The 20826-nt window shown below is 63.5% G+C and carries 22 protein-coding genes; 8 read left to right on the forward strand and 14 right to left on the reverse strand.

What is annotated here, in order from left to right:
• Positions 1 to 258, forward strand: a 258-nt coding sequence (locus EOB36_RS27650; RefSeq protein ID WP_245467911.1) for a LysR substrate-binding domain-containing protein, incomplete at its 5' end; no start/stop codon positions are given.
• A gap of 21 nt (positions 259 to 279) precedes the next feature.
• On the opposite strand, the gene EOB36_RS27655 is transcribed toward EOB36_RS27650, so the two are convergent.
• Positions 280 to 1269, reverse strand: coding sequence for a zinc-dependent alcohol dehydrogenase family protein (locus tag EOB36_RS27655; protein ID WP_128286133.1), 990 nt, complete (start codon positions 1267 to 1269; stop codon positions 280 to 282).
• Between the two features lie 104 nt (positions 1270 to 1373).
• Here EOB36_RS27655 and EOB36_RS27660 point away from each other — a divergent pair, with 104 nt between their 5' ends.
• Together EOB36_RS27660 and mutL are read left to right on the forward strand one after the other, a co-directional pair.
• Positions 1374 to 2276 (forward strand): LysR family transcriptional regulator, encoded by a 903-nt coding sequence (locus EOB36_RS27660; protein WP_127204363.1) that lies wholly within the window; start codon positions 1374 to 1376, stop codon positions 2274 to 2276.
• A gap of 84 nt (positions 2277 to 2360) precedes the next feature.
• Positions 2361 to 4235: a DNA mismatch repair endonuclease MutL gene (mutL, locus tag EOB36_RS27665; RefSeq protein ID WP_128286134.1), complete on the forward strand. Its 1875-nt coding sequence runs from the start codon at positions 2361 to 2363 to the stop codon at positions 4233 to 4235.
• Positions 4236 to 4276: 41 nt separating this feature from the next.
• Here the strand turns inward: mutL and EOB36_RS27670 are convergent, their stop codons facing one another.
• Entirely contained in the window at positions 4277 to 4621 is a 345-nt protein-coding gene (locus EOB36_RS27670; protein WP_126106987.1) for a DUF2185 domain-containing protein, read from the reverse strand.
• Positions 4622 to 4699: 78 nt separating this feature from the next.
• Positions 4700 to 5593, reverse strand: a complete 894-nt coding sequence (locus tag EOB36_RS27675) for a DMT family transporter (RefSeq protein ID WP_126106988.1) — start codon at positions 5591 to 5593, stop codon at positions 4700 to 4702.
• A gap of 90 nt (positions 5594 to 5683) precedes the next feature.
• Here EOB36_RS27675 and EOB36_RS27680 point away from each other — a divergent pair, with 90 nt between their 5' ends.
• Entirely contained in the window at positions 5684 to 6610 is a 927-nt protein-coding gene (locus tag EOB36_RS27680) for a LysR substrate-binding domain-containing protein (RefSeq protein WP_126106989.1), read from the forward strand.
• Positions 6611 to 6753: 143 nt separating this feature from the next.
• A complete protein-coding gene (locus EOB36_RS27685; RefSeq protein ID WP_027153867.1) occupies positions 6754 to 6987 on the forward strand; it encodes a DUF2093 domain-containing protein in 234 nt (77 codons plus the stop codon).
• Positions 6988 to 7012: 25 nt separating this feature from the next.
• On the opposite strand, the gene lpxK is transcribed toward EOB36_RS27685, so the two are convergent.
• The 6 genes from lpxK to EOB36_RS27715 all read right to left on the reverse strand — a co-directional run bounded on the left by lpxK (position 7013) and on the right by EOB36_RS27715 (position 12608).
• Positions 7013 to 8041 carry a tetraacyldisaccharide 4'-kinase gene (lpxK, locus tag EOB36_RS27690; RefSeq protein ID WP_126106990.1) on the reverse strand — a complete coding sequence of 343 codons (1029 nt, stop codon included), beginning with the start codon at positions 8039 to 8041 and terminating at the stop codon, positions 7013 to 7015.
• Position 8042: 1 nt separating this feature from the next.
• Positions 8043 to 9359, reverse strand: a complete 1317-nt coding sequence (gene waaA / locus EOB36_RS27695; RefSeq protein ID WP_095485663.1) for a lipid IV(A) 3-deoxy-D-manno-octulosonic acid transferase — start codon at positions 9357 to 9359, stop codon at positions 8043 to 8045.
• A complete protein-coding gene (locus EOB36_RS27700; protein WP_095485662.1) occupies positions 9356 to 10144 on the reverse strand; it encodes a lysophospholipid acyltransferase family protein in 789 nt (262 codons plus the stop codon). Before EOB36_RS27700 ends, waaA begins: the two co-directional genes overlap by 4 nt.
• Positions 10145 to 10149: 5 nt before the next feature.
• A complete protein-coding gene (locus tag EOB36_RS27705) occupies positions 10150 to 10395 on the reverse strand; it encodes a DUF4170 domain-containing protein (RefSeq protein WP_095485661.1) in 246 nt (81 codons plus the stop codon).
• Between the two features lie 76 nt (positions 10396 to 10471).
• A complete protein-coding gene (locus tag EOB36_RS27710) occupies positions 10472 to 11278 on the reverse strand; it encodes a 3'(2'),5'-bisphosphate nucleotidase CysQ (RefSeq protein ID WP_095485660.1) in 807 nt (268 codons plus the stop codon).
• Positions 11265 to 12608 (reverse strand): TldD/PmbA family protein, encoded by a 1344-nt coding sequence (locus EOB36_RS27715; RefSeq protein ID WP_095485659.1) that lies wholly within the window; start codon positions 12606 to 12608, stop codon positions 11265 to 11267. The genes EOB36_RS27710 and EOB36_RS27715 overlap by 14 nt, the downstream gene beginning before the upstream one ends.
• 347 nt (positions 12609 to 12955) lie before the next feature.
• Between EOB36_RS27715 and EOB36_RS27720 the strand changes: the two genes are divergently transcribed.
• The 3 genes from EOB36_RS27720 to EOB36_RS27730 are packed head-to-tail and all read left to right on the forward strand — an operon-like array spanning position 12956 to position 15129.
• Positions 12956 to 14029 carry a glycosyltransferase family 2 protein gene (locus EOB36_RS27720; RefSeq protein WP_095485833.1) on the forward strand — a complete coding sequence of 358 codons (1074 nt, stop codon included), beginning with the start codon at positions 12956 to 12958 and terminating at the stop codon, positions 14027 to 14029.
• Positions 14004 to 14696: a class I SAM-dependent methyltransferase gene (locus EOB36_RS27725; protein WP_095485658.1), complete on the forward strand. Its 693-nt coding sequence runs from the start codon at positions 14004 to 14006 to the stop codon at positions 14694 to 14696. Before EOB36_RS27720 ends, EOB36_RS27725 begins: the two co-directional genes overlap by 26 nt.
• Positions 14689 to 15129 (forward strand): GtrA family protein, encoded by a 441-nt coding sequence (locus tag EOB36_RS27730; RefSeq protein WP_245329878.1) that lies wholly within the window; start codon positions 14689 to 14691, stop codon positions 15127 to 15129. The genes EOB36_RS27725 and EOB36_RS27730 overlap by 8 nt, the downstream gene beginning before the upstream one ends.
• On the opposite strand, the gene EOB36_RS27735 is transcribed toward EOB36_RS27730, so the two are convergent.
• From EOB36_RS27735 to EOB36_RS27755, 5 genes are all read right to left on the reverse strand, one after another.
• Positions 15126 to 15737, reverse strand: a complete 612-nt coding sequence (locus EOB36_RS27735) for a hypothetical protein (RefSeq protein ID WP_245329877.1) — start codon at positions 15735 to 15737, stop codon at positions 15126 to 15128. The genes EOB36_RS27730 and EOB36_RS27735 overlap by 4 nt on opposite strands.
• 7 nt (positions 15738 to 15744) lie before the next feature.
• The gene (locus EOB36_RS27740; RefSeq protein WP_128286135.1) at positions 15745 to 16908 is read right to left on the reverse strand and encodes a hypothetical protein; all 1164 of its coding nucleotides are present in this window, start codon (positions 16906 to 16908) and stop codon (positions 15745 to 15747) included.
• Positions 16909 to 17018: 110 nt separating this feature from the next.
• A complete protein-coding gene (locus EOB36_RS27745) occupies positions 17019 to 18989 on the reverse strand; it encodes a glycoside hydrolase family 127 protein (protein WP_095485655.1) in 1971 nt (656 codons plus the stop codon).
• 24 nt (positions 18990 to 19013) lie between these two features.
• The gene (locus EOB36_RS27750; RefSeq protein WP_128286136.1) at positions 19014 to 19871 is read right to left on the reverse strand and encodes a carbohydrate ABC transporter permease; all 858 of its coding nucleotides are present in this window, start codon (positions 19869 to 19871) and stop codon (positions 19014 to 19016) included.
• On the reverse strand, positions 19871 to 20797 hold the full coding sequence (locus tag EOB36_RS27755) for a sugar ABC transporter permease (RefSeq protein WP_128286137.1): 927 nt from the start codon (positions 20795 to 20797) through the stop codon (positions 19871 to 19873). The genes EOB36_RS27750 and EOB36_RS27755 overlap by 1 nt, the downstream gene beginning before the upstream one ends.
• Between the last annotated feature and the right edge of the window lie 29 nt (positions 20798 to 20826).

Raw genomic sequence — 20826 nt, forward strand, 5'->3', positions numbered from 1 at the left:
AGCCTGAAGGAGGCCGACGCCGGGCGAGGCTTGCGCATCAACGACTATGCGCTGGTGATTCAGGCGGTCATGGAGGGGCAAGGCATCGCGCTCGGCTGGCGGCATCTGGCCGAGCGACTGCTGGCATCGGGCCTGCTGGTGAGCGCCACCAGCCATGTGATGAGAACCGGCACGCGCTTCCACATCATCTGGCCGAAGAACCGCGAACTCAGCGACAATGCCCGCAAGGTTCGGGACTGGCTGGCCGCGCAGGCATGAGGCCATCCCGATAGTGCCCGGTCAAACCGTCACGACAATCTTGCCGAATTGTTCGTTCGATTCGAGAAAGCGATGCGCCTCGACGATCTGGTCGAACGGAAAGGTCCTGGAGATTACCGGCTTTAGCGCTCCCGACATCAATCCGTCGAGGATGAACGCCTTGGCAGCCTCCAACTTCGCCGGATCGCCAGTGATTTCGTGGACGAGATAGCCGCGCAGCGTCAGCGTCTTGGCCAGCACGGCGAACAGCGGGAACGGCGTCGGCTCGAGGCTCAAGCCGCCATATTCGATGAGAATGCCGCCGCGTGCCATCGCCGCCGTCAGCGGCTCGAATATCGGGCCGCCGACCGCGTCGAGCACCACTTGGATGTTGTCCGGGCCGGCGATTTCCTTCAGCCGGGCCTCCAGGTCTTCGTCCGCTGAAGCGATGACGTGGGCTGCGCCGAACTCGAGCAAGGCCTGCTTCTTGGCAGATGACCGCGTGACCGCGATCGGGGTCGCACCAACCATGTTGGCGATCTGGATCGCTGCAAGTCCGACACTGCTCGATGCTGCGGTGATGACGCCAAAATCATCCCTGCCGAGCTTGGCAATGTCGATCAATGCGCCATAGGCGGTGAGATATTGCATCCAGACGGCCGCCGCCTCTTCCCAGTTGAGCGACGGCGGGTGCTTGACCACGAGATTGGCGGGATATGTGGCAATCTCGCCATAGGCGGGCCAGCAGGACATCGATTGTGGCGGCACGACGCTGACGGCGTCACCTGGCGCAAAACCGTGCACGCCTTCGCCGACCGCTTCGACGACACCCGCTGCCTCAAGGCCAAGACCGGAAGGCAATGGCGGCGTCTGGATATAAGTGCCCGAACGCAGCAGCGCCTCGGCCCGGTTGAGCCCCAACGCCTTGACCCGGATCTGGATCTCGCCCCGACCTGGCCCAGGAATATCGACATTCTCGATGCGCAGAACCTGGGGACCACCATGCTCATGAAAACGAACAACACGTGCCATCCGGTCATAACTCCAAAGTATTTGAACCGAATAGGCTATGCCAGCGGCCGTCTGGCAGATAAATAGCCGCTTGAACAGAACAGTAGAAACTGGGAGTTTTGAATATGGATCGCCTTACGAGCATGGCCGTGTTCGTCAAAACCGTCGATCTGGGCTCGTTCGCGGCGACCGCTGCCGCTCTGGATCTGTCCGGACCGATGGTCGGCAAGCATGTTCGGTTTCTCGAGGAGCGTCTGGGCGTGCGCCTCATCAACCGGACCACTCGCCGCCAGAGCCTGACAGACTTCGGGCGCGCCTATTATGAGCGTTGCCGAATGGTAATCGCTGAAGCCGAGGCCGCGGATGCGCTCGCGGCCGATCAACTTTCCGAACCACGCGGAAAGCTGCGCGTTATCATGCCGGTGCATTTCGGCCGGCGCTGCGTTGCTCCGATCCTGCTGGAACTGGCGCAGCAATATCCCTCGCTCGAACTCGACCTGTCGTTCAGCGACCCCCTCGCCGATCTTGCAGAGGATGGCTGCGATCTTGCCATCCGGACCGGCAATCTGGAAGACCAGGCCGGCGTGATGGCGCGTCGCATCGCGCGACAGCGCATGGTCGTCTGCGCGTCGCCATCCTATCTGGAGATGCACGGGTGGCCACAGCAGATAGGGGATCTCGGCAGCCACCAGGCCATCATCTACCGCCGTTCGGGCCGTGTCGTTCAACCATGGCTGTTTCCGCGCAATGGCCAGCCTGCGCTGGAGGTCATGCCGGTCAGCCGCTTGCGGCTCGACGACCTCGATGCGATCGCCGATGTCGCGGCCGCCGGCATGGGGCTTGCCTGGCTGCCATACTGGCTGGTTCGTGAGCGCATTCAGGCCGGCGCACTTGTCCCGCTGCTGCCGGAACAGCCGGGATTTCTTTACGACGCCTATGCGCTATGGCTGCAGACGCCTCACTTGCCGCTGAAGGTCCGTCTTGCCGTCGACGCGCTGGCGGCTGGATTGCCCAGGCTCATGACGTGAAGAGCGCGGTCCGTTCGCGGTAAGCCGCGGATTCCTTAATTCTACCTCTCCCGTATGGGCCGCGAATCCGCCTATAGTGCCCTCATGCCCATTCGCCAGCTCTCCGAAACGATGATCAACCAGATCGCCGCCGGCGAAGTCATCGAGCGTCCGGCAAGCGTGGTCAAGGAACTGGTCGAGAACGCGCTAGACGCGGGCGCTGCCAGAGTCGAGATCGTCACCGCCGGCGGCGGGCTCAACCTGATCCGCGTCACCGACGACGGCTCGGGCATCCCGGAAAAGGAACTGGCGCTGGCGATCGCGCGCCATTGCACATCGAAACTCGCCGACAACATCCACGACATCCGCTCGCTCGGTTTTCGCGGCGAGGCGCTGCCGTCGATCGGCTCGGTGGCGCGGCTGTCGATCCGCTCGCGCACGGCCAACGGCGACACCGCCGCCGAGATCGGCATCGAGGGTGGCCGCGTGTCCGCCGTCAAGCCGGCGGCCGCCAATCGTGGCACCACGGTCGAGGTGCGCGACCTGTTCTTCGCCACGCCGGCGCGGCTCAAATTCATGAAGGGCGAGCGCGCCGAAAGCTCGGCGACCAGCGACGTGATCAAGCGCATCGCCATCGCCTTCCCCGCTGTACGCTTCACGCTGGCCGGTTCCGACCGCTCGACACTGGAGCTGCCGGCGACCGACGACAGCCCGGAAGGCCGGCTGCGCCGCGTCGCGCAAGTGATGGGCGCCGACTTTCCGGAGAATGCCATCGCCATCGACGCCGTGCGCGATGGCGTGCATCTGGCCGGTCACGTCTCGATCCCGTCCTTCAGCCGTGCCAACGCGCTGCAGCAATATGCCTATGTCAATGGCCGGCCGGTGCGCGATAAATTGATCGCCGGCGCCATCCGTGGCGCCTTCGCCGACGTGCTGCCGCGCGATCGCCATGCGGTGACTGTGCTGTTCCTGACGCTCGATCCGGCCATCGTCGACGTCAATGTCCATCCGGCCAAGGCCGACGTACGCTTCCGCGATCCGGGATTGGTGCGCGGGCTGATCGTCGGCGCCATCCGCGAAGCATTGGCCAATGCCGGCATCCGTGCCGCCACTTCAGGGGCAGCCGGCATGATGGCGGCATTCCGGCCGGGCGCGGCGTCCTACGCCCATTCAGGACCGGCCAACGGCCACCGCAGCTACGAGGCGGCCTACCGTGCCTCCGGCTCCGCCGGTTTCGACCCGGCCCGCTCGCCGCAACGGCCGCTGGACATGGGGTTTGAAAATACCGAACCAGGAAATGGCGGCTTCGGCGAAAACGATCAAGCGGCGTTCGACGCCGGCCCGCTTCACAGCGCCGACGCGCGTGCCGGACAGACTGAGACGGCGGAGACGCTGCTTGGCACGGTGCTGGGTGCCGCACGCGCCCAGGTGCACGAGAACTACATCGTCGCGCAGACCAGGGATTCGCTTGTCATCGTCGACCAGCATGCAGCGCATGAGCGGCTGGTCTACGAGGCGCTGAAGAACGCGCTGCATGCGCGCGCCGTGCCGTCGCAGATGCTGTTGCTGCCGGAGATCGTCGACCTGCCGGAAGAGGATGCCGAGCGGCTCGCCATGCATTCCGAAACGCTGGCCCGCTTCGGCCTCGCCGTCGAGCGCTTCGGCCCGGGTGCGGTCGCCGTGCGCGAGACGCCGTCGATGCTCGGCGAAACCAACGTCCAGCAGCTGGTGCGCGACCTTGCCGACGAGATCGCCGACAACGACACGGTCGATACGCTGAAGGAACGGCTGGACAGGATCGCCGCGACCATGGCCTGCCACGGCTCGGTGCGTTCCGGCCGCCTGCTCAAGCCCGAGGAGATGAACGCGCTGCTGCGCCAAATGGAGGCGACGCCGGGCTCCGGCACCTGCAACCATGGCCGCCCGACCTATGTCGAGCTCAAGCTCGCTGATATCGAGCGGCTGTTCGGGAGGCGGTGAAGGGGGGACTGCATTGAGCGGCCTCCCCCAAATGGACGGCTCTAGGCCTCATTTTGGGAGGCGAACTTCTCATAGACAAACTTCCCCTCACTTCGAAAAAAGGCACTTCCGCAAGGCGCCTCTAGACAAGTGGTAATGAGCGGGTCGTAGTTCGCAATTGTGTTAACGTCGAATAGGCTTAAGTTATTTGGATTGTTGACATATTCGTCAGATTCGTCACCAGAAAAAAATCGCCAGCCGCTATCAATTGGACCGTCTGGTGTTTCACGATACAGATAGCCGACTAGAGCGCCATCTACGGTAATGCGATCTGACGCGATACAGCTACCGTAACCGGCCGCTATTGGGCGAAACGTTGACGCATCCCGAAAAAACGTCTTGGGCATTCTAAGCTCACTGCTGGCGCCCCATTCCTAATCAGGATTAGCTGCCATGTGTGGTCGGCGGTCAAGCATTTGATGTAATCACCTCTTCAAATTCACCACGATCACGCCGCCAAGCGCCAGCGCTCCACCGAAAATGCCGAGCAGTGTTGGTACCTCGCCCAGCCAGAAGAAGCCGATCAGCGTCGCCACCGGCGAAACCAGATAGAGGAAGTTCGAGGCACGCGCCGCCGGCAGCCGGGAAAGTGCTGTTGCCCAGGCGGCGTAGGCGATGAGGCTCGGCACGATGCCGAGAAAGATGACGGCGCTAAGCCCGGCGGTATCGGCAACTGCCGCCTGCGCGAGGCCGCTTGGCAGGAACGGCGCCAGGCAGAGCGCGCCGAGCACCATGTTGGAGGCGGCAATGGTCAGCGGGTGGTGGCGGGCAAACAGTGGCTTCTGGACGATGGTGTTGACGGCCGAGCACAGCGCTGAACCCAGCACGAGCAGCGCGCCGGTGTTGAAATGCAGGCCCTGCCCCTCGCCCATGGCAATGATGCCGATGCCGGCGAAGGAGATGGCTGTGCCTGCCCAGGCCAGGCCTGAGAAGCGTTCGCCGAGCAGCGCCATCGCCATGATGGCGGTGAAGATCGGGCTGACATTGATGATGAAGCCGGCAGCACCCGCCGAAACGGTCAGTTCGCCGAAATTGAGCATTGCCGTGTAGAGCGCGACGAAGACGGCGCCGCCGAAGACAAAGCGCCATAATTCGTCGAGCTTTGGCAGCGCCGGCCGCTTGACGGCGAGGAAGATCGCCGCTGGCACCGCCGCGATGGCAAAGCGCAGCGCGCCGAGTTCCAGCGGCCCGAAGGCGGCGAGGCCGGCGCGGATCGCCGGGAAGGCGGACGCCCAACCGACCACCGTCAGCGCCACCGCAATGGCTGCCGTGGTGTCCATCCGCTGTGTCGAATTCAACGTTCCGGTATAGGCGCTCATTTCATTTCTCTCGCGTTTCATATGCTCAAACACACAAAACGCCTTTCCTGACCGGTTGACAAACGACCAAATCGAGAGTCAGCTGTGATTATGGATCACAGCTCAGACGCGATGCTGCCGCTTGAAACCCTGCGCGCCTTCGACGCCGCGGCGCGGACGGGCAGCTTTTCGGCCGCTGCCGAAAAACTCAACCTCACCCATGGCGCCGTCAGCCGGCAGATCGCCAAGCTCGAGGACTGGCTCGGGCTGAAAGTGTTCGATCGCGGCGCGCGCGGCGTTTCGCTGACGATCGAAGGCAACCGGCTGCATCTGCGCACCACTGAGGCCTTCGCGCTGATATCCAGCAATTCGGACCGCTGGATCGAGCCGCGCGGCACCGCCGTGGTGCGGCTGACCTCGATCCCCTCGGTCAGCGGGCTGTGGCTGATGCCGCGCATGGCGGCGCTGGAAAACAACCCGTCCAAGCTGCGCATCGTGCTCGACGTCGATATCCGCCAGGCGGATCTCGCCGACGAAGGTATTGATCTGTCGATTCGCTGCGGACGCGGCCGCATCCCCGGCCGCGTCTCGGTGCAGCTTTTCGAGGAACATGTTTTCCCCGTCGCCTCGCCGGAGCTCGCCAAGGAGATCGGTCGTGGCGACCCTGCCCGGCTGCTCAAATTCCCGCTGATCAACGATTCGGACGCCTCGGCCTGGCGCGCCTGGTTTGCCGCGCAGGACATCGACTATCGGCCGCGCCCGCAGGACCGGCGCTTCGAGGATTACAATCTGGTGCTCGATGCTGCCACTCACGGCCTCGGCATCGCGCTGGCGCGGCCACCGATGACCGAGCATCAACTGAAGTCAGGCCGCATCGTCGCCGTCGACGACCGCATCGTTCTCAGTCCGATATCCTACTGGCTCGACCGGCCTATGGGGCGACCGCGCGCCGCCGCTGCCGAGCTTGCCCGGCGCATCGCGCTCCAGGCCGGGCTGGCGGCGGAAAAGATCGAGGATTTCATCGTAGCTGAGCAGTAAGATGCCAGGCATCCACTTTGCCGGCTTACTCGGCTGGTTGTCGTCCGAAACGGAGCCGACTAAACCCAACCTTGTCTCGCTCCAAGCTTGACCTTGCCGGCAATTTGTGGCGATGACATCGTCATGAACCTTGGCTCCATGTCATGATGAACCGTTTCGAAGGCCCCGGCGGCAAGGAAGCCCGTATCCGCTACCTAGACGGCGACTTCCAGGTGACCAGCCCCGGCGCCTTCGTGCGCTGCGCGGTCACCGGCGAAAGCATCCCGCTCGATGAGCTCAAATACTGGAGCGTCGCCAGGCAGGAGCCCTATGTCAGTGCTGCGGCCTCGCTGCGCCGCGAGATCGAGGCACATCCCGAATTGCGCAGCCGGCGCTAAACCAGCTTCCGGATCGGCTCCAAAGTCACCCCTTCAGCTTGCGCTGCCGCCAGGCATCCAGCGTCTCGTCGATGATGCGTTCGGGCACGTGGTCGGGATCGAACACGGTGTCGATTTCAAGCACATCGAGCTGCCCGAGGAACTCGGCAGGCGCAGCATCGTGGCGCAGCCGGGCGGCGTCCTTGGCGGTGGTGATGAGGGCAAGTCCGGCACCTCGCGCTGTCGTTGCCAGTTCGGCAAGCTCGTCCTCACCATAGAAATGATGGTCTGGAAACGACCGGGTCAACACGACTTGGCCGCCGGCCTCACGGACCGTGTCGAAGAATTTGTCGGGATGACCGATGCCGGCAAAGGCCAGAAATCGCTTGCCGACCAGCCCCGCCGTCCTGCTTGGCCGGGTGCGCGCCTCGAAGATCGGCCGGCCGGCGCGCGCCGCCTGGCGGACGACCGCATCGGCAGCAAGGCCCTCGCCCATCTTCAGCAGCGCGCTGGTGAAAACCAGCTGGTCGACGATACCAGCCCTGAGCGGACCGCCAGGAATGACGCGGCCGTTGCCGACGCCGTAGCGCGCGTCGACGACGACCAGCGCGTAATCGATATGGATGCGCGCGCTCTGGAAGCCGTCATCCATGATCAGGAAATCACAGCCATGCTTTTCCAGCAGAAGACGCGCGCCGGCGGCCCGGTTCGGCGTGACCGCGACCGGCGCGTGCTCGGCCAAAAGCAGCGGCTCGTCGCCGACATGCTTGGCGGCGTCGTGATGCGGATCGACGACATGCGGCTGCGCGAAGGAGCCGCCATGGCCGCGCGACAGGAAGCCGGGATTGAGATGCATGCGCCTGGCCTGTCCGGCGAGCGCGATCGCCACCGGCGTCTTGCCGGTACCGCCGACGGTAAAGTTGCCGACACACAGCACCGGCGCCTCGACCTTTTCGCGCGCCGCCGAGCGCATGCGGCGGCCGGCAATGAGGGCATAGATCGCGGACAGCGGCGTCAGCGCCAGCGCGCGCCAGTCCGGTTCTTCCCACCAGAAGGGTGGCGCTTCGCTGGCCACCTTAGCGGCCGTTGGCGCCCTTGAGGCGCGACTTGACGACCAACGGCTGAATATAGGGCTCAAGCGACTTCAACGTGAGCGCCAGCGCGCCGCGCATCTCGTCGACGGTCGCCGCACCGGCTGCCATCATTTCGTGGCGAGCCACCTCGTTGCTCAAAAGGAAATTGACGGCGCCGGCCAGCATGTCGCGGTCGCGCACCAACTTGGCGCCGCCGCTGTCGAGCAGGCGCTGATAGGTCTCGCGAAAATTCTGGACATTGCGGCCGGCCAGCACCGCGGTGTCGAGCATGGCCGGCTCCAGCGGATTCTGGCCGCCCTCGGAGGTGAGCGAACGGCCGACGAAGGCAATCTCCGTCAGCCTGAGATAAAGCCCCATCTCGCCGATCGTGTCGCCAAGCAGAATGTCCGTGTCGGCGGTGATTCTTTCGCCCTTGCTGCGCCGAGCGACTTTCAGGCCCATGCCGGAAATCTGCGCGGCAAGCGCTTCGGCGCGATCGGGATGGCGAGGCACGACGATCGTCAAAAGACCGTGGTGACGCTTGTGCAGCATCGCGTGAACCTCGGCGGCGACCACTTCCTCGCCGTCATGGGTCGAGATTGCCGCCCAGGTCGGACGGACGCCGATCTGGCGTTTCAGCGTGTACAACGCCCTTTCATCGGCCGGCGGCGGCGTCGTGTCGACCTTGAGATTGCCGGATACGGTGACCGGCCGGGCGCCGAGCGAGAGGAAGCGCTCGCCGTCGATTTCCGACTGGGCGACAACATGGGCGAGATTCTCGAACAGCGCCTCGGCGATGTTGGCGCGCTTCTTCCAGGATTTGAACGAACGGTCCGACAGCCTGCCATTGACCAACACTTGCGGCACACGGCGCGCGCCGAGCTCCAGGATGGTCATCGGCCAGATCTCAGATTCGGCGATGATCGCCAGATCCGGCCGCCAATGGTCGAGGAAGCGGCTGACCGCCGGCTTGAGGTCGAGCGGCACATATTGGTGGATGATGCGGTCGCCGAGCCGTTCGTCGGCAACCTGAGCGGAGGTGACAGTGCCCGTCGTCAGCACGATGTTGACGCCGTAGTCGAGGATGCTCTCGACCAGCGGCACGACGGCGATGGTCTCGCCGACGCTCGCCGCATGGATCCAGATCACCGGCCCTTCGGGACGCTCGCGCCCGGCGATGCCATAGCGCTCGCGCCGGCGAATTCGGTCCTCCTTGCCCCTGGAGGTGCGCCAGGCAACATAAGGACCAATCAGCGGATAGGCGGCTGCGCCCGCGAAACGATACGCCGTCAGGAAGGTGCGCGCCCAGCGCCCGCTCATTTCGAGCCATCCACGAGGCGATAGGCCTCGGCGGTTGCGGCGTTGAGCGCGGCCGTGACCTCCTGGCGCTTGCGTTCCATTTCGGCCTCATCCGCATTGGCCGGAACGAACACCGGCGTTCCCACGACGATCGACGAGCGGCCGAACGGCAGATTGATCGTGGTCTTGTCCCAGCTGCGCTCCAGCACCTTACGGCGGCTGGTGGCGATTGCCGCGGGCAGGATCGGCCGGCCCGAGAGCCGCGCCAAGAGAACGATGCCAAGCCCCGCGTCGCGCGGCGTGCCATGAGGAATATCAGCGATCATGGCGACGTTCTTGCCGGTGGCGAGCGACTTTTTCAGGGCAATCAGCGCCTTGGCGCCGCCCTTGTCGAGATGCTTCGCGCCTTCGCGTCCGCCCGAGCCGCGCACCGCCTCGATACCGAATTTCTCGATCATCAGCGCGTTGAGCTCAGCATCGGCACTGCGCGATACCATGGCGACCAGCGGCCTTCCCTTGGGGTAGTAGGCAGGGGTCAGAAGATGCTGGCCGTGCCACAGCGCAATGATGCCCGGCTCGAATTGCGAGTAAGCGCCACCCGATATCTGCGCCGATCCGTCGACAACGCGGTTGGTCAGGCGGATCAGACGAACGAACTGCGCAAATAGGCTGGCGATGGCGTTCTTGACAAATCGCGATTGCGCCAGCGGTTCGCGAATCTTGCGCCAGAATGTCCGCGGGGTGCCGCTAGGATGCCTCCTGACTCCAGACCTCGTGGCCGATCCTTTCACCGCTTCATGATCCATCGATTTCAATCGGCAGCCTTGGTGTCGGGGTCGAGCAACCGGTGCAGGTGAACGACGAAATACCGCATATGAGCATTGTCCACGCTGGCCTGGGCCTTGGCCTTCCATGCCGTCTGCGCGGATTGATAGTCCGGATAGATGCCGACGATGTCGAGCGCGTCGAGATCACGGAATTCGGTCCCGCCCAGCGTCTTCAGTTCGCCGCCGAACACCAGGTGCAAAAGCTGCTTCTTTCCGTCTTCCGCGGTCATGTCGGTCCTTCACATATCGTGAGTTTGTGACAGGTCTAGACCAAAGCCGCCGACTTTGGAACCATTGATGATATGTTCAACTGTCCTGCCCGGCGATGATGCCGGAGAGGACGGCGAGCAGTTCGCCGCTGCCGGCAACCAGGGCGCCGTGGCTGATCACTTCGCCGGCATAGCGCGGTGCGCGGCCCTTCTGGTCGAGCAATGCGCCGCCGGCCTCGCGCAAGATGAGGTCCGCCGCGGCGATATCCCAGTCATGTGCGTTGGGTTTGACGAAGGTTGCGTCGAGCATGCCATTGGCGACCATCGCCAGCCGGTACGCGAGCGAGGGAATATAGGGCACGCGGTTCAGCCGGCCCTGCCATTCCGCCGGCAACAGGCCGACCAATGGCTTCGGCCCGCCGATTTCGACCATCGCTGCCGGGCGGCGCACGGTAATGCGACGGCCATTCAGGAACGCCCCCTCACCTGATAGCGCCCAATAGGTCTCCTCCGTGGCCGGACATTCGAGCACGCCGGCAAGCGTGCGACCGTCCTCGACCACCGCGACGCTGACGCACCACGTGCGAAGGCCTTCAAGAAAGCCGCGCGTGCCGTCGATTGGATCGACGACGAAGGTGCGGCGGGCGGCAAGCCTTGCCGGATCGTCGGCCGTCTCCTCCGAGAGCCAGCCATAGTCAGGACGTGCCGCAAGCAAGGTCTCGCGCAGATAGGCGTCGGCGGCGTGATCGGCCTCGCTCACCGGCGAGGTGCCGCCCTTCATCCACACTTGCGGATTGTTGCCGAAATAGCGCATGGCGATGACGCCCGCCTCGCGGGCAGCGTCGCGCAGCAGGGCCAAGTCCTCGCGGGCATCGGCGGAGGTGACTTGGTCAAGCTCCGGCAAGGGTCATGCCTTCGATCAGCAGCGTTGGTGCGGCGGTGCCGAAATTGCGATCGAGATCGCTCGCCGGAACCATGTTGAGGAACATGGTCTTCAAATTCGAGGCGATGGTCACTTCCGCAACCGGATAGGCGAGCTCGCCATTCTCGATCCAGAAGCCGGAAGCGCCGCGGCTGTACTCGCCAGTCACCATATCGACGCCCTGGCCGAACACTTCGGTGACGTAAAAACCTGATTTGAGCGACTTGATGAGGTCTTCGGGCGCCCGCTCGCCCGGCTCGATGGCGAGGTTGGTCGACGATGGCGAGACGGAGGAGCCGTTGCGTGAGCCGCGCCCGTTGGTGGTCAGCCCCAATTCCCGCGCGACCGAGGTCGACAGGAACCAGTGGTTCAAAATGCCTTTCTCCACCATGAGCAGTCTTTCGCCCTCGATGCCTTCGCCGTCAAACGGACGCGACGCCTGGCCACGGCGCCGCAGCGGCTCATCGGTGACGGTGATCGCGGCCGCCGCCACCTGCTTGCCCATCATGTCGCGCAGAAAACTGGTCTTGCGCGCGACGGACGCGCCGTTGATGGCGCCGGCGAGATGACCGGCGATGCCGCGAGCGACACGCGGGTCGAACACCACATTGACCGGGCCGGTCGCCGCCTTGCGCGCGCCGATGCGCCGCGCGGCGCGTTCGCCGGCCTTGCGGCCGATGTCCTCAGGCGCGTCGAGATCGGAATAATGCTGGCGCGAGGAGAATTCATAATCGCGCTCCATGCCGGTGCCCTCGCCGGCGATGACGCTGGTCGAGCGCGAAAAGCGCGACGCGACATAGTGGCCGACAAAGCCGTGCGAGGTGGCGAGCACCAACCCGCCAAGCCCGGCACTGGCGCCGCTGCCGGCCGAATTAGTAACGCCCTTGACGGCAAGGGCGGCCGCTTCCGCGGCCAGCGCTGCTTCCTTCAACTGGTCGGCCGAAACTTCCGTCGCGTCGAACAAATCGAGGTCGCGCGGCTTATCGACCAGCAGGGCCGGATCGGCGAGGCCCTGATAGGGATCCTCAGGGGACACTTTGGCCATCGCCACGGCGCGCTCGGCCAGCGCTTTCGGGTCTGAGGCAGCGGTCGCCGAGACGCTCGCCACCCGCTTGCCGACGAAGACGCGCAGCGAGACATCCTCGCTCTCGGACGCGTCGGTCCCCTCGACCTTGCCAAGCCGCACCGACACGCCAGTCGAGCGGCCGCGCACCGCAACCGCGTCTGCGGCGTCGGCTCCGGCCCGTTTGGCCGCTTCGACCAGGGCCGCGACGCGGTCGGTCAATTTCGCTGAGTCCAGCGTATCGGTCATGCGCATAGTCCTGTTTTTCCGCCTGACATAAGTGGCGGCCGCTCCGCACCATCTATTGTTCCGATGTGGCTTGTGCAATGGCAGAAGTGGCAAGCAGAATAGATCGGCCAGCGGACATCGGCTTCAGGCGGCATGACCGAAGAGGTTCCTCAAAGACTGCTTCGCGCCAGGTTCGGACCGGCCGACAGCCCCTTTGACGTCGTGTCTCGATCACATGCGGACGTGTCGATCGCGGTAACGCCGCCTATCTCCTTTCCCACGCATGATCGGCATCTACCCGAACCATTAAATTAGCATTTTCTTGTGTACCTTGGGAACTTTGTAGCTTGCGTTCCATTTTCAACCGCATGCGAGACTCTGTGATCCAAAGCATCAGGACTGCGGTGAACGTGTCGCCGCCACGGTACTCGTTGGTCCTTCCCATATACAATGAAGAGCAGGTCCTGCCTCGACTGATCGAGCGGATCAGCTCCCTGATCTGCCGGTTGGACGGAGAGGCTGAGGCGATCTTCGTCGATGATGGAAGCCTTGATGGGAGCGTCGAATACCTTCGGAACGTGGTCGCCGTCGAGCCGCGCTTCCGGCTGATCGAGCTTTCCCGCAATTTCGGCCACCAGATCGCGATCACGGCCGGCATGGACGCGGCTGCGGGTGATGCAGTCATCGTCATGGATGCCGACCTGCAAGACCCGCCGGAGGTGGTTCTCGATCTGGTGGCGAAGTGGAAGGAAGGTTTCGAGATCGTCTATGCCCGCCGCGTCAAGCGTGAGGGCGAATCCTGGTTCAAGCGCATTACGGCGAGTCTCTTCTACCGCCTGCTGGAGAAAATGACGTCGGTCGACATCCCGCGCGACGTCGGCGATTTCCGCCTGGTCGGCCGCAAGGCGCTGGAAACCTTCAAGCAAATGCCCGAACACGACCGTTTCGTCAGGGGCATGTTCGCCTGGATGGGGTTCAAGCAGACGGCGGTGCCTTTCGAACGCCCGGCGCGGACCCTGGGCCAGACCAAATACCCATTCTGGAAGATGATGCACCTTGCCGTTCACGGCATCGTCAGCTTCTCCGAGAAGCCGCTGCGCATGGCTCTGTGGGGCGGATTGGCCATTTCCGCGCTTGCGGCAGTGTTCGGCGCTTACGCCATCTTCGCCTGGATTTTTGAAACCGGCATCATTGCCGGCTGGACATCCACCGTGGTGATCGTGTCGCTCCTTTGCGGCATCAATCTTTTCATGACCGGCGTGGTCGGACTTTACGTCGGCGGTATCCACGCCGAGGTGAAACGCCGTCCGCTTTACGTGATCGATCGGGTCACCGGATTCGATAAGGCGATGCGTGCCGCTCCTCTTGGTGAGAGCCGAAGATCGCTTCGAAAACCCAGGAATGGAGCCTCGGCTGATGGCCGAACTCTTCGACAGCTATAAATCAAATTATGGCGAGGCGGTCGCAGGATCCATCCGGTTTTCCGGCCTCAGGCACGACTTCTTTCTGATCGCCAAGGCCGACCTGCTGCGGCGTCTCGTTGCCGAACGAGGGCTTCGGCAGGGCGGGGCTAATGTGCGGGCGCTGGATATCGGCTGCGGCGTCGGTTCGCTCCATCCTTATCTCGAAGGCGCGTTCGAAAGCCTGGATGGCTGCGACGTCTCGGAGGAATCGATCCTGCGCGCCAGCCGGGACAATCCAGGTGTGATCTATCACGCGTGCATCACGCTGCGCCTGCCTTATGAGGACGGCGCGTTCGATCTGGCTTTCGCCAGTTGCGTCGTCCATCACGTTCCGCCTGTCTCCTGGCTCGATTTCTTCCGGGAAATGCGGCGCGTCGTGCGGCCGGGCGGCGTCGCCTGCATCATCGAGCACAATCCCTATAATCTGCTGACGCGTCTTGCGGTGTTGCGGTGTCCATTCGACCAGGACGCGGTCCTGCTCAACGCGGCCAAAGCAAGGTCCCTCTTTCAGGAGACGGGTTTTCGGGATATCCGATCCGAGCATTTCCTGCTGCTGCCCTCGGCCAGGCCCTTCGCCAGAAGACTCGAGCGCCTGCTTGCTCCTCTACCGCTCGGGGCCCAGTATGCGTGCAGCGCGCATGTCTAAGGGCCGTTCGACCGCCGGTGCCGGGCTGAAGCTGCTGGCGCGCTTCGGGCTGGTCGGCATCGCTGCGACGATCCTTTATGCTGTCCTGGCTACCGTCTTGATCAAATCGGAATGGATCGGCGTCACGCCCATCCAGGCGTCGCTTGCGGCTTACGCCGCGGCGGCCGTGTTTTCTTATCTCGCCCACAAATCGGTAACTTTCATGTCGAGCGGATCGCACAGATCGGAAGCTGCGCGTTTTCTCTTGCTGACCGCGACCGGCTTCGGCATGGCTTACGCAGTGCCGGCGCTTTTCACCATGAAGCTCGGCCTGTCGCCCATCTTTGCCGTTCTGATTACCTGCTTGCTTATTCCAGCGATCAATCTTCTCATGCTCGACCGATGGGTTTTTGCGCGGCGAAGATCCGGCCGGCAAGGCGACCGCCCCACCTAATCCGTGTCAACAGCATCCAGCCGGAACGACACCAGCTTGATGGAGCGCTTGTAGATGTTGCTGGCGGCCGGAGTTTGCGGGATGCCGTCGAGATAGTCGAAGGCGATGTCGAGTGTATCGGTCTTGCCGAGAGCCGCCGGTGGAATGATGAACGTAACCATCCGTGGTTCTTTGCCAGACAGCGTCACCGCCTGCGCCCGAACCCCGTTCACCGAGATCACCACCCTCTGCGTGATCTGTGGTGGCCGAATGACGGCGGCCATTTGCAGCGTGGCAGCCAAGCCGTGACCGAGCGGCGGTATCTCCAGGCGAAGCCGCGAGGTCTCGCCCAGCGAATGGGTGCCGTCGCCTGCCGACCCCGACCAGCCGCAGACCTTCATGCTGGCTGCCCGTTTGGCGCCGTCGCTGCGGAACGATACCGTCTCGCCAAGTGTGTAGCTGCCGACGGCATCGCGGTTGAGGCACGTGGTCGTTTTATCGATGTAATAGGCGCGATAGTCGGCGTTGACGTTCGGATTGAGAGCAAGCGCAAGGATGACGATCTCGGACCCGGCCAGAATCGCCGCGAACGCGTAGCCGCTGAGCCAGGCGGCGCGTCTGTAAGGCACTAGCGTGTCAGACCAGGGCAAGGTAGCCCCCGATCCACGCCGCAGTCATGAAGTAACAGGCGCCCAGGAAAATAACCAAAGCCGCTAGGTAGGTCAGCCTCGACACCGATAGCAGGACGGCCAACAACATTGTCAGAGGCGCAAGCCCAATGACGTACCTGACCATCGAGGCCAGGTTGGTGATCAATGGCAGGATGATGCAGAGCGCACAGAACAGCGCAGCGCCATATTGCCTGCGAGCCACTAGGCCCGCCGACAGCGCCAATCCGGCGATTGCGGCGAGCGCGCTCCATTGCTGCGCCGTGGGCAGCCAGCCGGTGGCCGGAACGGCGGAGAGCCCGTCCCATAAGAAGACGAGTGGATTGCCCGCTACCCGTCCAAATGCGCGCTGGACATGCAAGAACGCAAAGCCGTCCCCGATCGTAAGATAAAGAAACAGGATGTAAGCGAACAAACCGGCAGGTGAGATGAGGATAGCGACGAGCAGATCCGGCCGGCCAAGCACCCAGCGCGGGAAGGACAGCGTCGATCCGCCGTGCTCGCGGTGCTCCCTGAGCATTTGAATGACGGTCGCAAATACGACGAGAACCCCGACCAGCCTCGTCGCCGACAGGAGCGCGGATAAAACGCCCGCGGCCAGATAGCTGGAGCGCTTGAGCGCCAGAAAAACGCACGAGGTCAGGAGCACGAAAAGAGGTTCGGTCAGGAACGTCGTGAAGTGAAAAGAGAACGGGCCGCTGAGCAGAAAGGCGCAATACAGCACGTAGGCGCGCATGTTCTTCTCCAGCAGCGGCCATGCCACCAGGCAGGCGGCATAGCTGCAAACAATGGAGGTGACGGTGGCGACCAGTATCGTCGGGAAAGGGAAAACAATCCGGATCGCCGCCACCAGCATCGGATAGAATGGAAAGAAGCCCCAGCGGCCGACATTGCTTTGGTTTGGAATAGGAAAGCGTTCGTAACCTAGTTCACTGATGCCAATGTACCAGGCGCAATCCCACCGGCAGAGCGCACGGGCATAAGCCGCGAAACCCGATTCGTCCGATACCGAAGCAAATGCCGCATAGCGAATGGCTAACCCGCTGACGACGAAAAGGAGCGGCACCGCCGCGACGGCTACGGCTACAGAACGACCGCCGGCGCTCGGACGCGCGACATCTTCGAGCGCCAACTCTGCCTCCACCCATTCGAGTGGCTGGCGCCACTCTCCCCCTCTAAATTAGCGCAGTGGCGGCAAATTCAAGACAATGCCTTTCGTCGGCTCAAGATCCGCGTCGCGGATCAGGAACTCCTCAGCCAAACCAGCATCTCGCCGGGATCGCGGTTGTCCCAGGCGAAATAGGGAACGGCTTTGACTTTCGTCTCCTCCACTGCCGGCGGTTCGGTGCGATAGAGCCCGTCTTCCCAGTTTTCAGAGGCCTCTTTCTCGGCAACTGCCGAGAGTGTCACGACGCCGCCCAGAAGGTTCGGCTCCTCACGCGCCTCGATGTTTGCCGTGCGTGGCAAGGCGATGCGATGCAGCTGGCCGGCATTGTCGGTCTCCTCGACGCAATAGATCAGCGGACCGCGGGCTAGCGCGACGCGGCCGATATCCTGGCGCACCTGCGGGTTGGCGTAGAGCCGGTCGGCCGCCATTTCGAGGCCGAGCTCGACTTGATCGCCCTTGCGCCACTCGCGGCGGATCGCGGCATAGCCGTCGCTGGTTACATCATCCAGATCGACTGCCTCCCCGTTCACCTTGAGCGCCGCCTTGCGGCACCAGGCCGGCAGGCGCAGGTGCAAGGTGAACTCGGTCGGCGCCTCGGGCTCGATCGCGATCGAGACTGCCCCGTCCCAAGGATAATTGCTGGTCTGGGTCAAGGTCACCGGCCCGCCAGCGATATCGAAACGAGCCGTGCTATTTCCATAGAGGTGGACAGCCAGCGCGTCGTCCGACAGGCTGTAGAAATAGCTGCCGATCGAAGCCACCATGCGCCCGATATTGGGCGGGCAGCACGGGCAGCGATGCCACTTCCAGCGGTTGTGCTTCCCCCGGCTTTCCAGCGGATTCTCGTAGAAGAACAGCGAGCCGTCGAGCGAAAGGCCCGAGATCGAGCCGTTGTAGAGCGCCCTCTCCATCATGTCGGCGTAACGGGCATCGGGGCCCATGCCGAGCATGCGGCTGGCCCAGAACACCAGTCCGACCGAAGCGCAGGTCTCGGCATAGGCGGTTTCATTGGGCAGGTCGTAGTCTGATGTAAAGCCCTCATTGTGCGACGATGGGCCGAGGCCGCCGGTGACGTAGAGGTTCTTGGTCATGAGATCGTCCCACAGCCGGTCGAGCGCCACCCGCAGCGTGTCGTCGCCATATTCGGTCGCGATATCGGCCATGCCGGAATAGAGATACATTGCCCGCACCGCATGGCCGACGACCTTGTCCTGATCGCGCACCGGCTTGTGCGACTGGCTGTATTCGTAGGTCTTGAAATGATAGGCTTTTGGGTCCGCGCCGCGGGCCAGCGCCTCCTCGTCGAAATAATGCGGCTCAAGGCCGCGCTGATCGATGAAGTACTTTGCGAGGTCCATATACCGTTGCTCGCCGGTGACCCGCGCGAGCTTGACCAGCGCCAGCTCGATCTCCTCGTGGCCGCAATAGCCCTTCTTCTTGCCGGCCTCGGGACCGAACGTCTCGGCGATGTGGTCGGCATAGCGGCACATGATGTCGAGCAGCTTGCGTTTTCCCGTGGCCTGGTAGTAGGCGACCGCGCCTTCGATCAGATGGCCGGCGCAATAGAGCTCGTGGCAATCGCGCAGATTGGTCCAGCGCAAGCCGGGCTGGATGCGCTGGTACCAGCTGGAGAGATAACCGTCGGGCTGCTGCAGCTTTCCGTACATGTCGATGACGGCGTCGACCTTCTTCTCCAGATCGTCATTGCGGCGGCGGTAGAGTGAATAGGCGGCGGTCTCGATCGTCTTGCCCCAATCGGAGTCCCAGAACATCTGCGTCGTCACCGTCGAGCCGGTGAACTCGTTGCCGGCGGCGGCTGCCTCGTCCGGCGATGGGGAGTGGAACGGAATGACGACGCCGGGCGATGGCCGGTCCGGGTCGATCTGCTCGAGCATGCGCGCCTCGACGCAGCGGTCATAGAGGATATCGGCGGTCCTGGTGGCGACTGCATCGACGCGGTCGCCCCAAAAGCCCCTGATATCGACCTGTGGCACCGGCAGCGGACGGAAGGCGAGCTTCGGCTTAGCGGATTGCGATGCGGTCATCAATTTACTCCGTTCGAATAGGGATCACTTCATGGCCCCTGCCATGAGGCCGCGGATGTAGAAGCGCTGCAGCAACAGGAAGAGCACCAGGCATGGCACCATCATCACGGTGACGCCGGCCTGCACCGCGCCCCAGTCGATGGCGCCGAAGCGGCCGGACTGAAGCGCCGTCATCATGATCGGCAGCGTGAATTTGGACTGGTCGGTCATCAGCACGAGCGCTGCCAAAAACTCGTTCCAGGCGCCGAGGAATGCGAACAGCGCTATGGTGACGATGCCCGGCCAGACCAGCGGCAGCATCACCCTCAAGAGCATGGTGACGTTGTTGGCGCCGTCCATGCGGGCGGCTTCCTCGATCTCGCGCGGAACCGCGTCGAAGGCGTTGCGCATCATGAAGATCGAGAACGGCAGCTGCAGCGTGACATAGACGCAGACCAGTCCCGTCAGCGTGTTGTGCAGGCCGATCTTGGTCAGCACCAGGAAGATCGGCGTCAGGATCGACTGGAACGGGATCATGATCGTCGACAGGATGACGACGAAGAGCAGGTTCTTCAGCGGAAAGCGGAAGCGCGAGAAACCGTAGCCGGCCAGCACGCTGACGATCACCGACAGCACCACCGTCATGACAGAGACATAGATGCTGTTTTGCGCCGGCAGCCACAGCCCATCGCCGAAGGTGTTGAGCGTGGCGTAGTTCTCGACCGAAAAACCCGTCGTCGGCCAGGGCGGCAGCGGCGGCTGGCGCGACTCCTGCGCCGGCTTGAACGCCGAAAGCACCGTCCAGACGATCGGCGCGAGGAACAGCAACGAGGCGGCGGTGCCCGTCGAGTGCTCGGCAATCTGCATGCCGATGCGTCGTTTGCGGCTGCGTGCCTGCGCCATCAGTCAATTCCCTCGGGTTGGCGCAGCAGCCGCAGCTGGATGAGGCTGAGCGCGACCAGGATGACCAGCAGGACCATCGACAGGGCGGCGCCATAGCCGAGCTTGAACGACACGAATGACTGGTTGAAAATCCAATAGACGGCGGTCAGCGTCTGGTTGCGCGGCCCACCGCGAAGGATGATGTAGAACTGGTCGAAGGCGAGCACCGAGCCGGCAACCGACAGAATCAGCGCCAGCGCCAGCGTGCGGCGCATCAGCGGCAGGGTGATGGCGCGAAACCGCGCCAGCGGCCCTGCCCCATCGATCATCGCCGCCTCCTGCAGATCCGGCGGTATGGATTGCAGGCCGGTCATCAGGATGATCATGGTGAAGCCCGCCACCTTCCAGACGACCATGGCGATGATCGACCAGAAGGCCGGCTGGAAGGTCGCCAGCAGATTGACCTTCTTTTCGGTCAGGCCGAGCTCGAAGGCGGCCGGGCTGAACAGGCCGGAATCGACATTCAAGAGCCACGACCAGAGCAGGCTGGCCGAGGCAAAACCGATGACGGCCGGCATGAAGAAGGACGTCCGGTAGAAGCCGGTCATCTGCCGCGGCCGTTCGATGAAGAGCGCCAGCGGAAAGGCGACGACGAAGATCGCGATCGTGACGATCACCGTGTAGTAGCCGGTGAATTTGAGCGCGTTCCAGAACCTGGTATCGCGCAGGATCGCCCAGTAATTATCGAGGCCAATGAAGGAGTGCTCGCCCATCAGCGGCCAGTTGTGCAGCGACATCCACGCCGTCATGCCGAGCGGGACGATGAAAAAGACGACGACAAGGGCGACGGCCGGCGCGACATAGAGCAGGCCGATCCACTGCCGACGGCCGGCGCCGACCAGTTTGCGGCGACGCGCTGGGGCGGAGGTTGCTGCGATGGTGGTCATGGCTCTACGTCCCCCTCCCCCTCGAGGGG

The sequence above is a fragment of the Mesorhizobium sp. M6A.T.Cr.TU.017.01.1.1 genome (assembly GCF_004023115.1).
In the GTDB taxonomy this organism is placed as follows: Bacteria; Pseudomonadota; Alphaproteobacteria; order Rhizobiales; family Rhizobiaceae; genus Mesorhizobium; species Mesorhizobium mediterraneum.